This is a genomic window from Clostridium sp. 1001275B_160808_H3 (assembly GCF_015550425.1).
Taxonomy (GTDB): domain Bacteria; phylum Bacillota; class Clostridia; order Clostridiales; family Clostridiaceae; genus Clostridium.
On record NZ_JADNAT010000032.1, the window covers coordinates 17,663 to 32,959 of the forward strand.

Genomic DNA, 15,297 nt, shown 5'->3' on the forward strand with positions numbered 1-15,297 from the left:
ATGTAATATTGCGTTGACTTGAAGCGAAGCGATGGAATAAGCAATATTACATTTTTTAACCTTTTTAAAGGTTTTGAATCATTTTTCTTAGTATTTTAGTTGAATTTCTAACTGCTATAGGAATAAACTTTTCATAATCCATATGAGCTCCATTATTAGCATTATCAGAGATTGATCTAATAACAACACATGGAATATTATTTAAATAGCATACATGAGCAATACTCGCACCTTCCATTTCACAAGATATTGCATTAAACTCTTTTTCAAACCATTGGATTTTTTCAACACTTGATATAAATTGATCTCCAGATACTATTCTACCAGAAAAGGTGTTGATTTCTTTAATTTCTTCACATGCAGCTAAAGCAGCTTTAACTAATTTATCATCACATTTGAAAGAAAAAGTATCTAATCTTGGAATTTGACCATGAGGATCGCCAAATACAGTTGTATCCATATCGTGTTGAACTAAATCTGTTCCAACGACAACATCTCCAGGATAAATGTCTTTACCGATTCCACCTGCAACTCCAACATTTATTACAGAAGATACTCCATATTCAGATATTAATATTTGAGTACAAATAGCAGCATTTACTTTACCAATACCGCAAACAACTGCAATTATATTTTTATCGCCTAGAGTCCCTTTATAAAAAGTCATATTTGCTTTCTTAGTTTCTTTTTCAATAGACATATCCTTTAGAAGTAATTCTAATTCTTCTGCCATTGCACTTATAATTCCTAAAATCATAATTATCCTCCTTGAAATATATTTTGCAAACAAAATGGTCAATAATGGAAGAGTGAATAATGAAAAAGTGAAGGAGAAAATCCTTATAGGATTTTTGAATAAAAAGTGCTTTATGCCTACAGTTTAGTTTTACGTAGAAAAACATCCTAAACTTTTTACTTCTTCAATATTAACTTTTCACTATTAAATTGATTTGCAATTTATAACTTATATTATCATATAATAAAACTTGTTTAAATAAAACAAATAGTTTTATTATTAATAATTATGTTGAGCTATATTATTTTTATTATATGGAAAATAATATTATTGTATATAAATAAATAATAGTCTAAAATAAGATATAAATTAAAATTATTCTTTTGTGAAATTATACATAAGATATAAAAAGGAGAGAAGTGAATGTTACAACATCCATTATCTAGAACAGAATTACTTATAGGAAATGATGGACTAGAAAAATTAAAAAATGCAAAAGTAATGGTATTTGGAGTTGGTGGAGTAGGAAGCTTTGCTGTTGAAGCATTAACAAGAGCTGGAGTTGGAACCTTAATATTAGTAGATGATGACACTGTTTGTTTAACTAATTTAAATAGACAAATACATGCTACATATGGAACTATAAGCAAAGTAAAAGTTGAAGTTATGAAGGAAAGAATACTTACTATTAATAGAAAGTGTAATGTTATTACTCATCAAGTATTTGTTACTCCTGAAAATTTAGGTGAATTAATTCCTGATGATGTTGATTACGTAATAGATGCAATTGATACTGTATCAGCAAAAATAGCTTTAGCAAAGTATTGCTATGAAAAAAATATTAATATAATTGCATCAATGGGAACAGGAAATAAGCTTGACCCAACACAGTTTAAGGTTGCTGATATATATGATACGAAAGTCTGTCCTTTAGCTAAGGTTATGAGATACGAGCTAAGAAAACAAGGAGTAAGGAATCTTAAGGTTGTATATTCAGAAGAAAAGCCAAGAAGACCAAAAGATGAAGATGTAGTTACTTGTAAGACTGGTTGTGTTTGTACAGGTGGTACTAAAAAATGTGCAACTAAAAGACAAATACCAGGAAGTATATCGTTTGTTCCTCCAGTTGCAGGTATGATTCTTGGAGGAGAAGTTATAAAATTTATTATAGGTGAAATTTAATTAATAAATATTTAAAAATCAGGAGTAAGATTTGTTGTTTTTTATAATGAATCTTACTCCTTAATTTTTAAATAGTTTTATCTTTTGAGTTTTCTACTCTATAGCTTTTTGGAGAAATTCCAGTTACTTTTTTAAACATTTGGCTGAAGTAAGAGGAGTTCCCAAAGCCCACTATGGAAGCAATATCTCTAATTGAATAGCCAGTAGTAGCTAGTAGATTTTTTGCTTCTTGTATCCGTTTATTTATAACATAGTTTATAGGGGAAATCCCTATTTGCTTAGTGAATGTATGAACTAAGTGATACTTATTCATATAAGATAAATCGGATAAAAAGTCCAAAGTTATATTTTGCGCATAGTGTGAATCAATATAGTTTTTAATTTTTATACATTCTAAGTTTAGTTTATCTTGGGATTCTTCAATGAATTGTATCGAAGCTGTGCTGCGTATGATATGTGTTATGAATAGTGTTAGGATACTTTTACATACATGTTCATAATTAAATTCTTTGTTTTCTATTTCATTAATTAATTGGTTAAAGTGGCTAAGTATTAATTCTTTATCTTTAGAAAAGTTCATAATCCTATAAAGATTAATTTGTTGCTCATTATTAGTTAAGCTATAGGATTCGGGAAGGTTTAGTAATAGGTTGTCTATTCCGAGAACAATGTATTCTAAAGGGGAATCTGACAAAGATGATTTTTCTGTATGTAAACAGTTAGGATTAATTATAATTAGATCCCACTTATTAACATCAACAATGGAATCATCTAAATGAAAGGCTCCTTTTCCATCAGTTATAAAAAATATTTCTGTAAATGGATGAAAATGAGCTGTGCTATGCCAGTCGTTTTCAAATTTTGATTTACTTATATAAATTAGTTCATAATTTGGATCATAATTCTTTTTATTTATTAAATATCTTGTATTGCTCATAATACACCTCCAATCTATTTACTATTTTATCTATTTTTTATTATAACGCAATATACATAATTACATAATATTGGTGGATAGCAATATCACTAAAAAAGTAAGCAACAATATTATTGTGTAAAAGATTTCATGAAGATAGAATAAATGTATAGAAAGAGAAAAAATGAGGGGGGAATTATGAACAATGCATAAGAAAAGCACTGTAAATAAAGTGTTTATAGGATTTTCAGTAATCCCAGCACTAATACTTTTTATACTATTCATGATAGTTCCAACTATAAATGTATTCTGGATGTCATTATTTAAGTGGGGTGGATTATCAAATAACAAGAAATTTGTAGGATTGGACAACTTTACAATATTATTTAAGGATGTAAATTTTATTAAGGCATTTCAAAATACAGTATTTCTATTAGTAATAGTAACGGGTATAACTATGATTTTAGCAATAGCTTCAGCCGCAGTATTAACTAGAAAAGATACTAAATTCAAAAACTTCTTCAGAGTAATTTTTTATTTTCCTAATATATTATCAGTTGTAGTTATATCAGCTATATTTTCAGCAATTCTAGATCCTGATAAAGGGATAATAAATGCAAGTCTTAGTTCACTCGGGTTAGAAAATTTAAAAAGAATGTGGCTTGGTGATCAAAGGGTAGTTATATGGTGTATAGCATTTGCAATGATATGGCAGGCGGTAGGGTATTACATGGTAATGTATATGGCAAGTATGAGTAGTATTCCAGAAAGTCTTTATGAAGCAGCTGATTTAGAAGGAGCTTCAAGATGGAATCAATTTTTTCAAATAACATTACCTTTAATTTGGAATGTTATAAGAACTACTTTAACATTCTTCATAATTAGTACAATAAATTTAAGTTTCCTATTTGTAAAGGTTATGACTGCAGGAGGGCCAGATGGATCATCAGAAGTTTTTCTAAGTTATATGTACAAGCAAGCGTATTCTAATTCATCATATGGATATGGAATGGCTATAGGAGTAATAATATTTATTTTCTCTTTTGGATTATCTTTCGTAATAAGTAAAGCAACAAATAGAGAGGTAATAGAGTTTTAAGGAGGGATTAATATGGAAAAATCATATAAAAAGACGTCAACAGAAAAATTAATGAAAATTTTTACTTATTTATGTTTAACTATATTTGCTTTAAGCATATTAATTCCTTTAGGTTGGGCAATATTAGCATCATTTAAGCATAAATCAGAGTTTTATGGTAATCCATGGGCATTGCCAAAAGGATTTTATTTTGAAAATTTTCGTAAAGCGTTTGTAGAAGCCCATATGGGTGAATACTTTATAAATTCAGTAATAGTAACTGGATTAGCTCTAGTAATTTTATTAGTTGTATCAATACCAGCAGCATATGTTTTATCAAGATTTGAATTTAAAAGTAGAAAGGTATTAAATTTGCTATTTTCAGCAGGGTTATTTATAAATGTAAATTATATTGTTGTACCTATATTTTTATTAGTACTAGATGGAGAAAAACTAGTAAGGAATATTTTTGCAATACCAGCCAGTATGACTGTATTTTTAGATAGCAGAATAGTTGTTAGTATTATTTACGCATCAACAGCATTACCTTTCACTATACACTTACTTATGACATTTTTTAAATCATTACCTAGAGCATATGAAGAAGCTGCTTATGTTGATGGTTGTAGTAATTTAAAAACTTTAATTCACGTTATAATGCCTATGGCCAAGCCTAGCATAATAACAGTTATATTATTTAATTTCCTAGCATTTTGGAATGAATATATAATTGCATTAACTATGCTACCTAATAAGGCCAAAACATTGCCATTAGGATTAATAAACTTAATGCAAGTTCAAAAAACAGCAACTGATTACGGCGCTTTATATGCTGGATTAGTTATAGTTATGATTCCAACAATAATTTTATATATATTAGTTCAAAAGAAGCTTACAGAAGGTATGACAGTAGGCGGAATAAAAGAATAATAGAGGAGGATAAAGATGAATAAAGGAAGAGTTACAATCCCAACTGATGATAATTTTATAAAAGAGACAATGGAAATAGCGGAAAAGTGGGGGGCAGACGCAATCCGTGATTGTGATGGATTTAAGCTACCAAGAGAAATAAAGGGGCTAGCAGAAAAAATATATTCTACTTATTTTGTAACACGTGGTGATAATAAGTGGGCAGAGCAAAATATGGATGAATTACAACAAACGTATTTAATGACCAAACATCATTTAGCTAATAGTGAAACATTAACAATAAAGATAATGGAAGGTTATTTTGATCAGCAAGTAAAACCAGATTCTTATCATGATGTTAAAGAGTTTTGGGAAGTAATTGATAGGACAACGGGAGAGGTTGTTGATTTAAATAAATGGGAATATAACGAAGAAGCACAAGAGGTAATGATAAATGATACAAAAGCGTGGCATGAATATACAGTATCATTTTTAGCATATTGCATATGGGATCCTACTCAAATGTATAATCACATAACTAACAAATGGGGGGATAAGCCTCATGAAATACCATTTGATGCAAGAAATCCAAAGACAAATAAGTATATTTTTGAAGCAATGCATAAATGGTTAGATGAGCATCCAGAAACTGATGTAGTGAGATTTACAACATTTTTCTATCACTTTACATTGGTATTTAATGATAGGGCTAAGGAAAAGTATGTTGATTGGTTTGGATATAGTTCAAGTGTGAGTGCGGAGGCATTAAGAGAATTTGAAAAGGTAAAAGGATATAAGCTAAGACCAGAGGATATCATAGATCAAGGATATTATAATAGTTCATTTAGAGTTCCAACTAAAAAGTTTTTAGATTATATGGATTTTCAACAAGAATTTGTAGCTAATAATGTAAAAAAACTTGTTGATATTACTCATGAACACGGAAGAGAAGCAATGATGTTCCTTGGAGATAACTGGATAGGAACGGAGCCTTATGGAAAATACTTTGAAAATATAGGATTAGACGCAGTAGTTGGCTCAGTCGGTAGTGGAGCTACCCTTAGAATGATAGCAGATATTCCAGGTGTTAAATATACTGAAGGACGTTTTCTACCATATTTTTTCCCAGATACATTTTATGAAGGAAATGATCCTACTGTAGAAGCTAGAGAAAACTGGATAACAGCTAGACGGGCAATAATGAGAAAGCCAGTAGATAGAATAGGTTATGGTGGATATTTATCACTTGCATATAAGTTTCCTAAGTTTGTTGATTATATAGAAAGTGTATGTAATGAATTTAGAGAAATATATGAAACCATAAATGGAAATAAGCCGTATTGTGGATTAAAAGTTGCAGTTATTAACTGTTGGGGAAAATTACGTACATGGCAAACACATATGGTAGCACATGCTTTATGGTATAAACAAATATATTCATATTTAGGAGTTATAGAAGCCTTAAGTGGTATGAGTGTAGATGTGAGTTTTATAAGCTTTGATGATATAAAAAATAAGGGAATTCCAAAGGATATTGATGTAATTATAAATGCTGGAGATGCAGGCACTGCATTTAGCGGTGGAGAAAAATGGCTTGATGAAGAAGTAGTTACTAAAATTAGAGCGTGGATCTATAACGGTGGAGGATTTGTAGGAATTGGAGAACCTTCAGCTATATTAAATGGAGGACATTACTTCCAACTTGCAGATGCTTTAGGAGTAGATAAAGAATTAGGATTCTCATTAAGTACAGATAAATACTTTATTAAGGAATTAGATAAGCATTTCATAACAGAAGATATATTTGAAGAGTTGAATTTTGGAGAAAGTCAAAAGAATATATATGCATTAAAAGAATCAACTGAAGTAATAAAATACACCAATGGTGATTTATTAATGGCTGCTAATGGCTATGGAAAAGGTAGAACTGTATATATAGCAGGACTACCGTATTCAATTCAAAATACACGTGTTTTAACAAGAGCTTGTTATTATGCTGCAAATAAGGAAAAGGAAATGAAGATGTGGTATTCAGATAATCCTTATTGTGAGGTATCAGCTTATTTAGAATCAAATAGATACGCAGTTATAAATAATTCTAACGAAAAGCAAGTATCTAATATTTATGATGGTGAAGGTAATTTAATTGTTATGGAATTAAATCCTACAGAAATTAAATGGATAGATATAAAGTAAGATTAATTTAGTGCAAATTATATATGGATTAATTTTTACTAGAGCTTTTATCAAGTCCTTAGAGGAGGAAGCAAGATGATAAAAAATATAATTTTAACTGTAATATTTTTTCTATCGATGTTTTTAGTTATTAAAGGTAATTCTATTAATGGGTATTTAGGATTATTGTTTATGTTTATAGGTATGGCAGGTGTTATAGGAGAGCTATACATCTATAATAAAAAGTATCAATAAAACAATCTTGATAATATAAGCAATATATATAAAATAATAAGCAAAAATATTATATAAATAACGTTTACAAAGTAATAAAATTAAAGCATAAATTATTAATGGCATATATTAAGGGGAAAAGGGAGGAAATGTAATGAAAAAGAGGACATTAGCCTTATTATTAAGCTCACTTATGGTAATGACAAGCTTAACTGGATGTGGAGGAAATGGAGATAGCACAGGAGCGTCTGCTGATAAAACAAAAACATTAAAGATTGCTGCTTTCGAAGGGGGATATGGAAAAGTTTATTGGGAAAAACTTAAAGATAACTTTGAAAAATCACATGAAGGTGTAACTGTTGAGTTAACAGTTGCTTCTAATATAGAAGAAGTTATTCGTCCTCAAATTCAAGCAGGAAATGTTCCTGACTTTATATATTTAGCAACTGGAAGACCTGATGCACTAACTGAAACATTTATTAAAGAACAAGGAATAAATGATTTATCAAATGTGCTAAATATGAAAGTTCCAGGAGAAGATGTAACTGTAAAGGACAAGTTATTACCAGGCTTTACTGATAGTTATGCTACAAATCCATATGGAGATGGAAAAACTTATTTATTACCATTGTTCTATAGTCCAACAGGGTTATTCTATAATAAAACGTTATTCAAGGAAAAAGGATATGAGCTTCCAAAGACTTGGGATCAAATGTTTGCTTTAGGTGATAAGGCAAAGGCTGATGGAATATCATTATGGTCATATCCAACTGCTGGTTACTTAGATTGTATGATTCCACCAATGATTGCAGCAGCAGGTGGTGAAGAAGCATTTAAAGATGCAATGAATTATAAAGAAGGCTTCTGGACTTCTGAACCAGCAACTAAAGCATTAGAGGCAATAGGAAAGCTTAAGGATTACTTAGAGCCAACAGTTGTAGCAAATGCTAATAATCAAAGCTTTAAGAATAATCAACAATTAGTTCTAGATAACAAAGCGTTATTTATACCAAATGGAACTTGGTTACCAGGAGAAATGGCAGACGCTCCAAGAGCAGATGGTTTTGAATGGGGATTTATGGCTTATCCTGCATTTAAGGATGGTGGAGACCAATATTCTGTAAGTTTTATAGAACAAATGTATATTCCAAAAGATGCTGAAAATAAAGAATTAGCAGAAGAATTTATGGCTTACCTTTATAGTGATGAAGCAGTTAAGGTTATAGCAGAAAATGCTAAGGGCGTTGTTCCTGTTAATAATTATACAGAACTTTCTTCAGAATATTTAGAGCCATTACAAGTTGATTTATTGAAGATTTATGAAAATGGAGCTAAAGCTTTACTTGGAGTTTTTGCTGCAACTGAACCAGTAGAAGGATTAACATATTCTGATATATATGTTGGTACAGTTGATTCAGTAATGACTGGAGATAAGACAGTGAAGGACTGGCAAACAGCATTACAAGAGGCTACAGATAAGATGAGAGCAAATATAATAAAATAATGATAAAAGAATAATACGGTGAAAGATTTTAAAAAAGATATTTTTCTTAAATCAAAGCTTATATAAACTTAAAAAATAAAAAACTCAACTATGTCTGAGTTTTTTATTTTTTGATAAATTTTAATTATAATTTTATATGACAATATCCATTTGGATTTTTCTTTAAGTATTTTTGGTGATATTCTTCAGCTTTATAGTAATTAATTAATGGTTTTACTTCTGTAACAATTTTTTTATCGTATTTATTTTGTTCTTCTTCTTTACTTGTAAGAATTATATTTAAGTCATCTTCATTTAAATAATATATACCTGTTCTATATTGACTTCCAACGTCTGGGCCTTGTCTATTCAATACTGTAGGATCAATTATTGACCAATATTCATTTAATATATATTTTAATGATGTTTTATTTTCATCATATTCAACTAAACAAGCTTCAGCAAAATAAGTATTTTTATAGCATACATCTTCATAGGTTGGATTCTCAGTTCTTCCATTTGCATATCCTACTTCTGTTGATATTACACCATTTAATCTAGATAGAAATTCTTCTACTCCCCAGAAGCATCCACCAGCTAAAACTATTTTTTTCATTTTATCACTCCTTTATAAATCAATTGTATAAATTATTTAAATATATTATACATCTATAAAGAAAATAAACCATATTTATTTAAAAGATATATTGATGCTAATTTTATCTTCTGTTATTTGATCTAATAGTTTTTCTAAAGAAACTTTAGTATTAGATATAACCTTATTATATATTTCATCACTTTTCATGGTTTCTTCAAAGCCTTTATGAACTTCTTCTTGAATTAAATCGAACTCTTCAGAAGTTAATTTTATTTCTCCAAATCTGAGTAAGCCATTAGATGATTCTTCATATTCTGTTTTCTCTCTATTAATATTAATACTAAAAATTTCAGGTTTTGCTAAAGTTAAGCTTAGTTCTCTATTTTTATCATCAATGTCTATATCGTCAGTAGTAATTTGAGATAAATCGATAGAATATGAGCAGTTAGCAAAAAATCTTATTCTTTTATATTTTTTTAATATTTCAAGATCTCCCCAGCTTTTATCTATTGTTACCGTTTTTGAAAGCTCTACTTCTAGAGGAATTATCTTATTTACATTTTTAATTTCATTAACTAAACTTTCTTCTGAAATTACTTTTATATTATCAATAGTTGAATGTTTTAAATTATTAGCTTCAGCTCTATATCCTAAAAAGAATTTCCAGGCTAGTAAGGTTAATGATAATATTAGAAAAAATTTAAGAACTTTTTTGAAATTATTATTTTTATTTCTTTTAAAAAGCTTTAAAACAAGCATATAAACTCCTAAGATTATTAATAGTAATTAATTATATGATAGTTTCATTATAATAATGAACATTAAATTAACTTAGAATATTGATTAATTAGTCGAATATAATATATTGTGCATAAGGTACGTTTATCGTTATAATATAATTATTGGTAGATATATATGCAACTTAGGAGATTTTGTTATGAGCGAAAACAGAGGAATAAGTATAGATTTAGTAAAAGGGACATTTAGTGATTATATTATAAAAGATAAAAATAATATATTTATAGGCAGATTTACTATAGTAGAACTAGATAAAGATAATAAGAAATGTACCGTTAAACTAAAGTTTTACAAAGAAAATAAATACGATTTATTAAAAGAAACCGTACAGAGCATATTAAGAGCGATATTTAAAGATACAAATATATATAAGGCTAATGTTTTAGTAGATGAAAACATTGCTTATAAGGTATTTTTAGATTTAGGATTTACATTAGAAGGAATATTTACTGAGAATCTTTTTTCTAATGGAGTATTTTTAGATGAATTAAGCTTTGGAATTAATAGAAATGAGTACAACAATACTCAAAGAAGTTTCTTAATTAACTTAGTTGGTGAGAATGTAACTGTAAAAAATTTAACTCCTGATTGTGCAGAAGACTTATTAGACTATAACATAAGAAATAAAGATCATTTAAGTAATTTTGAGCCAAGCAGAGATAATAATTTCTATACTTATGAGGCTCAAAGAGATATTTTATTAGAAAGTTATAAACATTTAATGAGTGGTACTGGAGTAGACTTTGGAATATATAAAGATGAAAAGTTAATTGGTAAGATTAAGATATCTAATATAGTTTATGGAGTTTTTAAAAATGGAATAGTAGGGTACTCTATGGATAAGGACTTTCAAGGTAGAGGGTATATGAAAGAAGCCTTAAGATTAGTTATAGATTATGCAAGAGATGAGCTAGAGTTGCATAGGTTAGAAGCATCTGTATTAACAGATAATGAAAAATCAAAGTCTGTACTTAATGGGTGTGGATTTGAAGAAATTGGATTAAATGAAAAGTATTTATTTATAAATGGCTCATGGAAGGATCACATAACATTTTTTAAGATATTAGAAAAATAATATTAATTATTATATAGGATAAGAGGAAGGTGTTTATGAAAGAGATTATATTAAATAGGAATACAACTGTAGTAAAATCTTTTAATAATAACATACTACTTGTAAGAGAAAAAGGCAAAGAAAAAATCCTTTTTCAAAAAGGAATAGGATTTGGCAAAAAAACTGGAGACATTATAAAAAAGGGTACTTCTGTTGAAAAGGTATTTATAATTGAGGATAAGGAAAATCAAAGAAATTTTAAAGAAATTTTAAATAGAGTAGATACAAAATTAATTGCATTAGTTGAAGAAGTAATTGCTGAAATAACTGATGAATTAGGAGAGGATCTTAATGAGAATATTCATATAGGGTTAGTAGATCATTTATTTTATGCAATAAAAAGACTAGGAGATAATGAAGAGATACAAAATCCTTTCTTAGTAGAAATTGAAACCTTATATAATAAAGAGTTTGAAATGGCTAATAGATTGGCAAACAGAATAAGTGAGGAGTTAAAATTAGATATTCCTGAAGGCGAAAAAGGATTTGTTGCTTTACATATTCATTCAGCAAGGAATAATGGAAAGCTATCTAATACTATAAAATATAGTTTTTTAAGTAATTCAGTAGTTGAGCATGTTGAAGATAGATTAAACATAGAAATAGATAGAAAGTCTTTAGATTATGCAAGGTTCTTAACTCATATAAGATTTGCGATAGAAAGAATAATTACTAATACACCTATAAAAAATGATTTGATTGATATTATAAAAGAAAAGTATGGAGTTTCATATCAAATTGCAGAAGAGACAAAAAAGATAATCTGTAGAATTTTAGAAATCAAATATTTATCAGAAGATGAAGTTGCATATTTAGCAATGCATATAGAAAGATTTAGAGTTTCAATTGTAAAATAAAAATCAGCCATTATAAAGTATGGCTGATTTTTATTTTATAAAAAGTTATTATACTTCGAAGTTAACAACTACAGTTTTACCTGCAACAGCATCTCCATTTTCAACTGGGGTAATTGACTTAGTTGCATCAACGTTAGTTATTAGAACTGGTGTAGCAAGAGATAATCCTTTGCTTAAGATTAATTCTCTGTCTATCTTAATTAATGGTGTACCAGCTTTAACTTTTGTACCTTGTTCTACTAATTGTTCAAAACCTTCTCCATCAAGAGAAACTGTTTCTAATCCTATGTGAACTAGTAACTCTAATCCATTTTCTAAAGTCATAGCAAATGCATGCTTAGTTTTAAAGATAAGAGTAACTTCTCCATCAGCAGGAGCAACAATAGTATCTCCATCAGCTACTATAGCCATTCCGTCTCCAGCTAGTTTTTCAGCGAAAACTGGGTCTGGAACTTCTGATAAAGGAATAATCTTACCAGAAACAGGAGCAACAAGTGCGTTAGGATTAACTACAGCCTTTTCATTGTTTGAATCTGATTTAAATAAATTCTTGATAAAATTAAACATAGTATTTCCTGAATAATCAGGAACCCACATCCTTTCTACTGCATATTTTGATGAGTATATAAATTAATATTTATAGTATTCTTAAATATATCATAATAAATACATAAATATTATATACAAAATTTTTAAAACAAAAGGCATAAGTCCTCCAAATATTAATGGACTCATGCCTGATTAAACAGTAACACGTCTAGTATGATTATATATATAGTTGCTAATAGTTGTCAATAAACTAAATTAAAAAAAATAACTGAAATCGTTAGCAAATATGAGCATATTTAATATAATTAATGAAATCTTAAGAAAATGATAGAAAAACGTCAAAAAAATGATGAAAAAAACTATTGAAAACAATAACAACAGATGGTACAATTACATTGTAAATAAAATATGTGTACGAATTTAGGCGTGTTATCAATTAGTTGAGCATGAGCCGAAGAGGATTTATATATCTATAATATCCTTTTCGGCTTTTTTTATTTCTTACCAGGAATTATATTATACAGCCGCTTAAATTTGTATATAAAAAATTTAAGGAGGATTTATTATTATGATGAAGTATCTTCAAAGACTAGGAAAATCTTTAATGCTTCCAGTAGCGGCATTACCTGTTGCAAGTATATTAATGGGTATTGGTTACTGGATTGACCCAACAGGTTGGGGTGCTAACAGTGTTATTGCAGCTTTCTTATTAAAAGCTGGTGGTGCACTAATTGATAATATGGCTATACTTTTTGCAATTGGTGTAGCAGTTGGAATGTCAGATGATAATGATGGTACAGCAGGACTTGCTGGTTTAGTTTCATGGCTTATGATTACAACTTTATTAAGCCCAGCAGTTGTTGGAATGTTCAAGGGAATAGATGTTGCAGAAGTACCAGCAGCATTCTCAAAAATTCAAACTCAATTCGTTGGTATTGTTGCAGGTTTAATTGGTGCAACATGTTACAATAAATTTAAAAATACTAAATTACCTGATGCTTTAGGTTTCTTCAGTGGTAAGAGATCAGTTGCAATTATGACAGCTTTAGCATCATTAGTTGCGGCACTTATATTATTCTTTGTATGGCCAGTAGTTTATAATGCACTAGTATCATTTGGTAAAGCTATTGTTTCTACAGGAGCAGTTGGATCAGGTATATATGCATTCTTCAATAGATTGTTAATACCAACAGGACTTCACCATGCACTTAACTCAGTATTCTGGTTTGACGTTGCAGGAATTAACGATATCGGAAACTTCTGGGCAGGAACAGGTACTCAAGGTGTAACTGGAATGTACATGACTGGATTCTTCCCAGTAATGATGTTTGGTTTACCAGCAGGAGCTTTAGCTATGTATCATACTGCTAAAGATAATAAGAAGAAAGCTGTATATGGATTATTATTAGCAGCTGCATTATCTTCATTCTTTACAGGAGTTACAGAACCATTAGAATTCGCATTCATGTTCTTAGCACCAGCTTTATATGTTGTACATGCTGGTTTAACAGGTATTTCAGCTATAGTTTGTACATTATTACCAGTAAGAGCTGGATTTAACTTCAGTGCTGGATTTGTTGACTGGATCTTAAGCTTTAAAGCACCAATGGCTGAAAATCCACTTCTTTTAATACCAATTGGTTTAGTATTTGCAATTATCTACTACGTAGTATTTAGATTTGTAATCACTAAATTCAACTTAAAGACTCCAGGTAGAGAAGATGATGATGATGAATTAAGTGAAAATGTAGCAGTTAGTGGAGATATGAATGAATTAGCTAAAGCATATATTGAAGCTTTAGGTGGAAGACAAAATATAGTATCAGTAGACAACTGTGTTACTAGATTAAGACTTGGTGTTAAAGATAATGCTATAATTAAGGATAAAAACTTAACAGCTTTAGGAGCTAGAGGTGTTATAAGACCAGGAAAAGGAAACATCCAAGTAATAGTTGGAACAAATGTACAATTTGTTGCCGATGCAATAAAAGCTGAATTAAAAAGATAATAAAAATAAATAAATGAAAGTAGAAGGTATATGAAAGTGTACCTTCTATTTTTCTTTAAATAATAAATACATTCCTTCAATGATATAGGAACTAAGCTTAGCTATTCTATTTAAAAGGTAAACTAACTCTCTAATATATTTCTAGTTTTAATTATTTATAGTAGTAATTTAATCATATACATATATATTAACTATAAAATTAAAATGCTAGAAAAGGTTATATAGGTAATTATAGAATAAAAAAACAGAATATATAATGATATATATAGTATTAACATATGAAATATATAATTAACTTATCCTGGTGTGTCAATAATTGAAATACGAAGAAAATATGAGATAAACAAATAAAAAATAAATATAATTTAAATATATAAGGTAATTTCATTGGTGCTGGGGGAGGCTAACATGATATTATGTAACTCGTCCCTTGTGAACGAATTGATTTCAACAAAACAACTTGAAAGAAAGTTAAAAAATGTTGTTGACAATAAAGTAAATAAGTGATAAGATAAGAAAGTCGCTTGAGGGCGATGAAGAAAATGGTCTTTGAAAATTGAACAGAAAATAAGTTAAGTAAAATAAACCAGCAATTCTTTTAGACGTCTTAAAATTAAGACTCAAAGTAATTTGAGCGAAGAGATTAAACTTTTTATTGAG

14 protein-coding genes are annotated in these 15,297 nt (G+C 28.9%); 9 read left to right on the plus strand and 5 right to left on the minus strand.

Annotation, left to right across the window (positions count from 1 at the left end; all coding sequences use genetic code 11):
* Positions 1-64: 64 nt before the first annotated feature.
* Positions 65-757 carry a 5'-methylthioadenosine/adenosylhomocysteine nucleosidase gene (locus tag I2A75_RS16650; protein ID WP_195266727.1) on the minus strand — a complete coding sequence of 231 codons (693 nt, stop codon included), beginning with the start codon at positions 755-757 and terminating at the stop codon, positions 65-67.
* Between the two features lie 402 nt (positions 758-1,159).
* Here I2A75_RS16650 and I2A75_RS16655 point away from each other — a divergent pair, with 402 nt between their 5' ends.
* On the plus strand, positions 1,160-1,918 hold the full coding sequence (locus I2A75_RS16655) for a tRNA threonylcarbamoyladenosine dehydratase (protein ID WP_195266728.1): 759 nt from the start codon (positions 1,160-1,162) through the stop codon (positions 1,916-1,918).
* A gap of 67 nt (positions 1,919-1,985) precedes the next feature.
* Here I2A75_RS16655 and I2A75_RS16660 read toward each other — a convergent pair whose 3' ends face one another.
* A complete protein-coding gene (locus tag I2A75_RS16660; protein ID WP_195266729.1) occupies positions 1,986-2,855 on the minus strand; it encodes an AraC family transcriptional regulator in 870 nt (289 codons plus the stop codon).
* A 184-nt stretch (positions 2,856-3,039) separates the two neighbouring features.
* On the opposite strand from I2A75_RS16660, the gene I2A75_RS16665 reads away from it, so the two are divergent.
* The 5 genes from I2A75_RS16665 (at position 3,040) to I2A75_RS16685 (ending at position 8,734) form a co-directional block, all read left to right on the plus strand.
* Complete coding sequence (locus I2A75_RS16665; RefSeq protein WP_195266730.1) at positions 3,040-3,933, plus strand: sugar ABC transporter permease; 894 nt, start codon at positions 3,040-3,042, stop codon at positions 3,931-3,933.
* 12 nt (positions 3,934-3,945) lie between these two features.
* On the plus strand, positions 3,946-4,842 hold the full coding sequence (locus tag I2A75_RS16670; protein WP_195266731.1) for a carbohydrate ABC transporter permease: 897 nt from the start codon (positions 3,946-3,948) through the stop codon (positions 4,840-4,842).
* Positions 4,843-4,857: 15 nt separating this feature from the next.
* Positions 4,858-7,017 carry a 1,3-beta-galactosyl-N-acetylhexosamine phosphorylase gene (gnpA, locus tag I2A75_RS16675; RefSeq protein ID WP_195266732.1) on the plus strand — a complete coding sequence of 720 codons (2,160 nt, stop codon included), beginning with the start codon at positions 4,858-4,860 and terminating at the stop codon, positions 7,015-7,017.
* Between the two features lie 75 nt (positions 7,018-7,092).
* Complete coding sequence (locus I2A75_RS16680) at positions 7,093-7,251, plus strand: hypothetical protein (protein WP_195266733.1); 159 nt, start codon at positions 7,093-7,095, stop codon at positions 7,249-7,251.
* Between the two features lie 133 nt (positions 7,252-7,384).
* On the plus strand, positions 7,385-8,734 hold the full coding sequence (locus I2A75_RS16685; RefSeq protein WP_195266734.1) for a carbohydrate ABC transporter substrate-binding protein: 1,350 nt from the start codon (positions 7,385-7,387) through the stop codon (positions 8,732-8,734).
* 124 nt (positions 8,735-8,858) lie between these two features.
* Here I2A75_RS16685 and msrA read toward each other — a convergent pair whose 3' ends face one another.
* Both msrA and I2A75_RS16695 read right to left on the minus strand, forming a co-directional pair.
* A complete protein-coding gene (msrA, locus tag I2A75_RS16690; protein WP_195266735.1) occupies positions 8,859-9,329 on the minus strand; it encodes a peptide-methionine (S)-S-oxide reductase MsrA in 471 nt (156 codons plus the stop codon).
* A gap of 75 nt (positions 9,330-9,404) precedes the next feature.
* A complete protein-coding gene (locus tag I2A75_RS16695) occupies positions 9,405-10,070 on the minus strand; it encodes a DUF4230 domain-containing protein (protein ID WP_195266736.1) in 666 nt (221 codons plus the stop codon).
* 178 nt (positions 10,071-10,248) lie between these two features.
* On the opposite strand from I2A75_RS16695, the gene I2A75_RS16700 reads away from it, so the two are divergent.
* Both I2A75_RS16700 and I2A75_RS16705 read left to right on the plus strand, forming a co-directional pair.
* Complete coding sequence (locus I2A75_RS16700; protein WP_195266737.1) at positions 10,249-11,184, plus strand: GNAT family protein; 936 nt, start codon at positions 10,249-10,251, stop codon at positions 11,182-11,184.
* A 35-nt stretch (positions 11,185-11,219) separates the two neighbouring features.
* Positions 11,220-12,080, plus strand: coding sequence for a PRD domain-containing protein (locus I2A75_RS16705; RefSeq protein ID WP_195266738.1), 861 nt, complete (start codon positions 11,220-11,222; stop codon positions 12,078-12,080).
* A gap of 48 nt (positions 12,081-12,128) precedes the next feature.
* Here the strand turns inward: I2A75_RS16705 and I2A75_RS16710 are convergent, their stop codons facing one another.
* Positions 12,129-12,647, minus strand: a complete 519-nt coding sequence (locus I2A75_RS16710) for a PTS glucose transporter subunit IIA (RefSeq protein ID WP_195266739.1) — start codon at positions 12,645-12,647, stop codon at positions 12,129-12,131.
* Positions 12,648-13,197: 550 nt separating this feature from the next.
* Here I2A75_RS16710 and nagE point away from each other — a divergent pair.
* Positions 13,198-14,637, plus strand: a complete 1,440-nt coding sequence (nagE, locus tag I2A75_RS16715) for an N-acetylglucosamine-specific PTS transporter subunit IIBC (protein ID WP_195266740.1) — start codon at positions 13,198-13,200, stop codon at positions 14,635-14,637.
* Positions 14,638-15,297 lie beyond the last annotated feature (660 nt).

Excerpts from the sequence above, each read along its gene's own strand:
- I2A75_RS16650 (WP_195266727.1), bottom strand. The coding sequence starts at position 757 with ATGATTTTAGGAATTATAAGTGCAATGGCAGAAGAATTAGAATTACTT.
- I2A75_RS16655 (WP_195266728.1), top strand. The coding sequence starts at position 1,160 with ATGTTACAACATCCATTATCTAGAACAGAATTACTTATAGGAAATGAT.
- I2A75_RS16660 (WP_195266729.1), bottom strand. The coding sequence starts at position 2,855 with ATGAGCAATACAAGATATTTAATAAATAAAAAGAATTATGATCCAAAT.
- I2A75_RS16665 (WP_195266730.1), top strand. The coding sequence starts at position 3,040 with ATGCATAAGAAAAGCACTGTAAATAAAGTGTTTATAGGATTTTCAGTA.
- I2A75_RS16670 (WP_195266731.1), top strand. The coding sequence starts at position 3,946 with ATGGAAAAATCATATAAAAAGACGTCAACAGAAAAATTAATGAAAATT.
- gnpA (WP_195266732.1), top strand. The coding sequence starts at position 4,858 with ATGAATAAAGGAAGAGTTACAATCCCAACTGATGATAATTTTATAAAA.
- I2A75_RS16680 (WP_195266733.1), top strand. The coding sequence starts at position 7,093 with ATGATAAAAAATATAATTTTAACTGTAATATTTTTTCTATCGATGTTT.
- I2A75_RS16685 (WP_195266734.1), top strand. The coding sequence starts at position 7,385 with ATGAAAAAGAGGACATTAGCCTTATTATTAAGCTCACTTATGGTAATG.
- msrA (WP_195266735.1), bottom strand. The coding sequence starts at position 9,329 with ATGAAAAAAATAGTTTTAGCTGGTGGATGCTTCTGGGGAGTAGAAGAA.
- I2A75_RS16695 (WP_195266736.1), bottom strand. The coding sequence starts at position 10,070 with ATGCTTGTTTTAAAGCTTTTTAAAAGAAATAAAAATAATAATTTCAAA.
- I2A75_RS16700 (WP_195266737.1), top strand. The coding sequence starts at position 10,249 with ATGAGCGAAAACAGAGGAATAAGTATAGATTTAGTAAAAGGGACATTT.
- I2A75_RS16705 (WP_195266738.1), top strand. The coding sequence starts at position 11,220 with ATGAAAGAGATTATATTAAATAGGAATACAACTGTAGTAAAATCTTTT.
- I2A75_RS16710 (WP_195266739.1), bottom strand. The coding sequence starts at position 12,647 with ATGTTTAATTTTATCAAGAATTTATTTAAATCAGATTCAAACAATGAA.
- nagE (WP_195266740.1), top strand. The coding sequence starts at position 13,198 with ATGATGAAGTATCTTCAAAGACTAGGAAAATCTTTAATGCTTCCAGTA.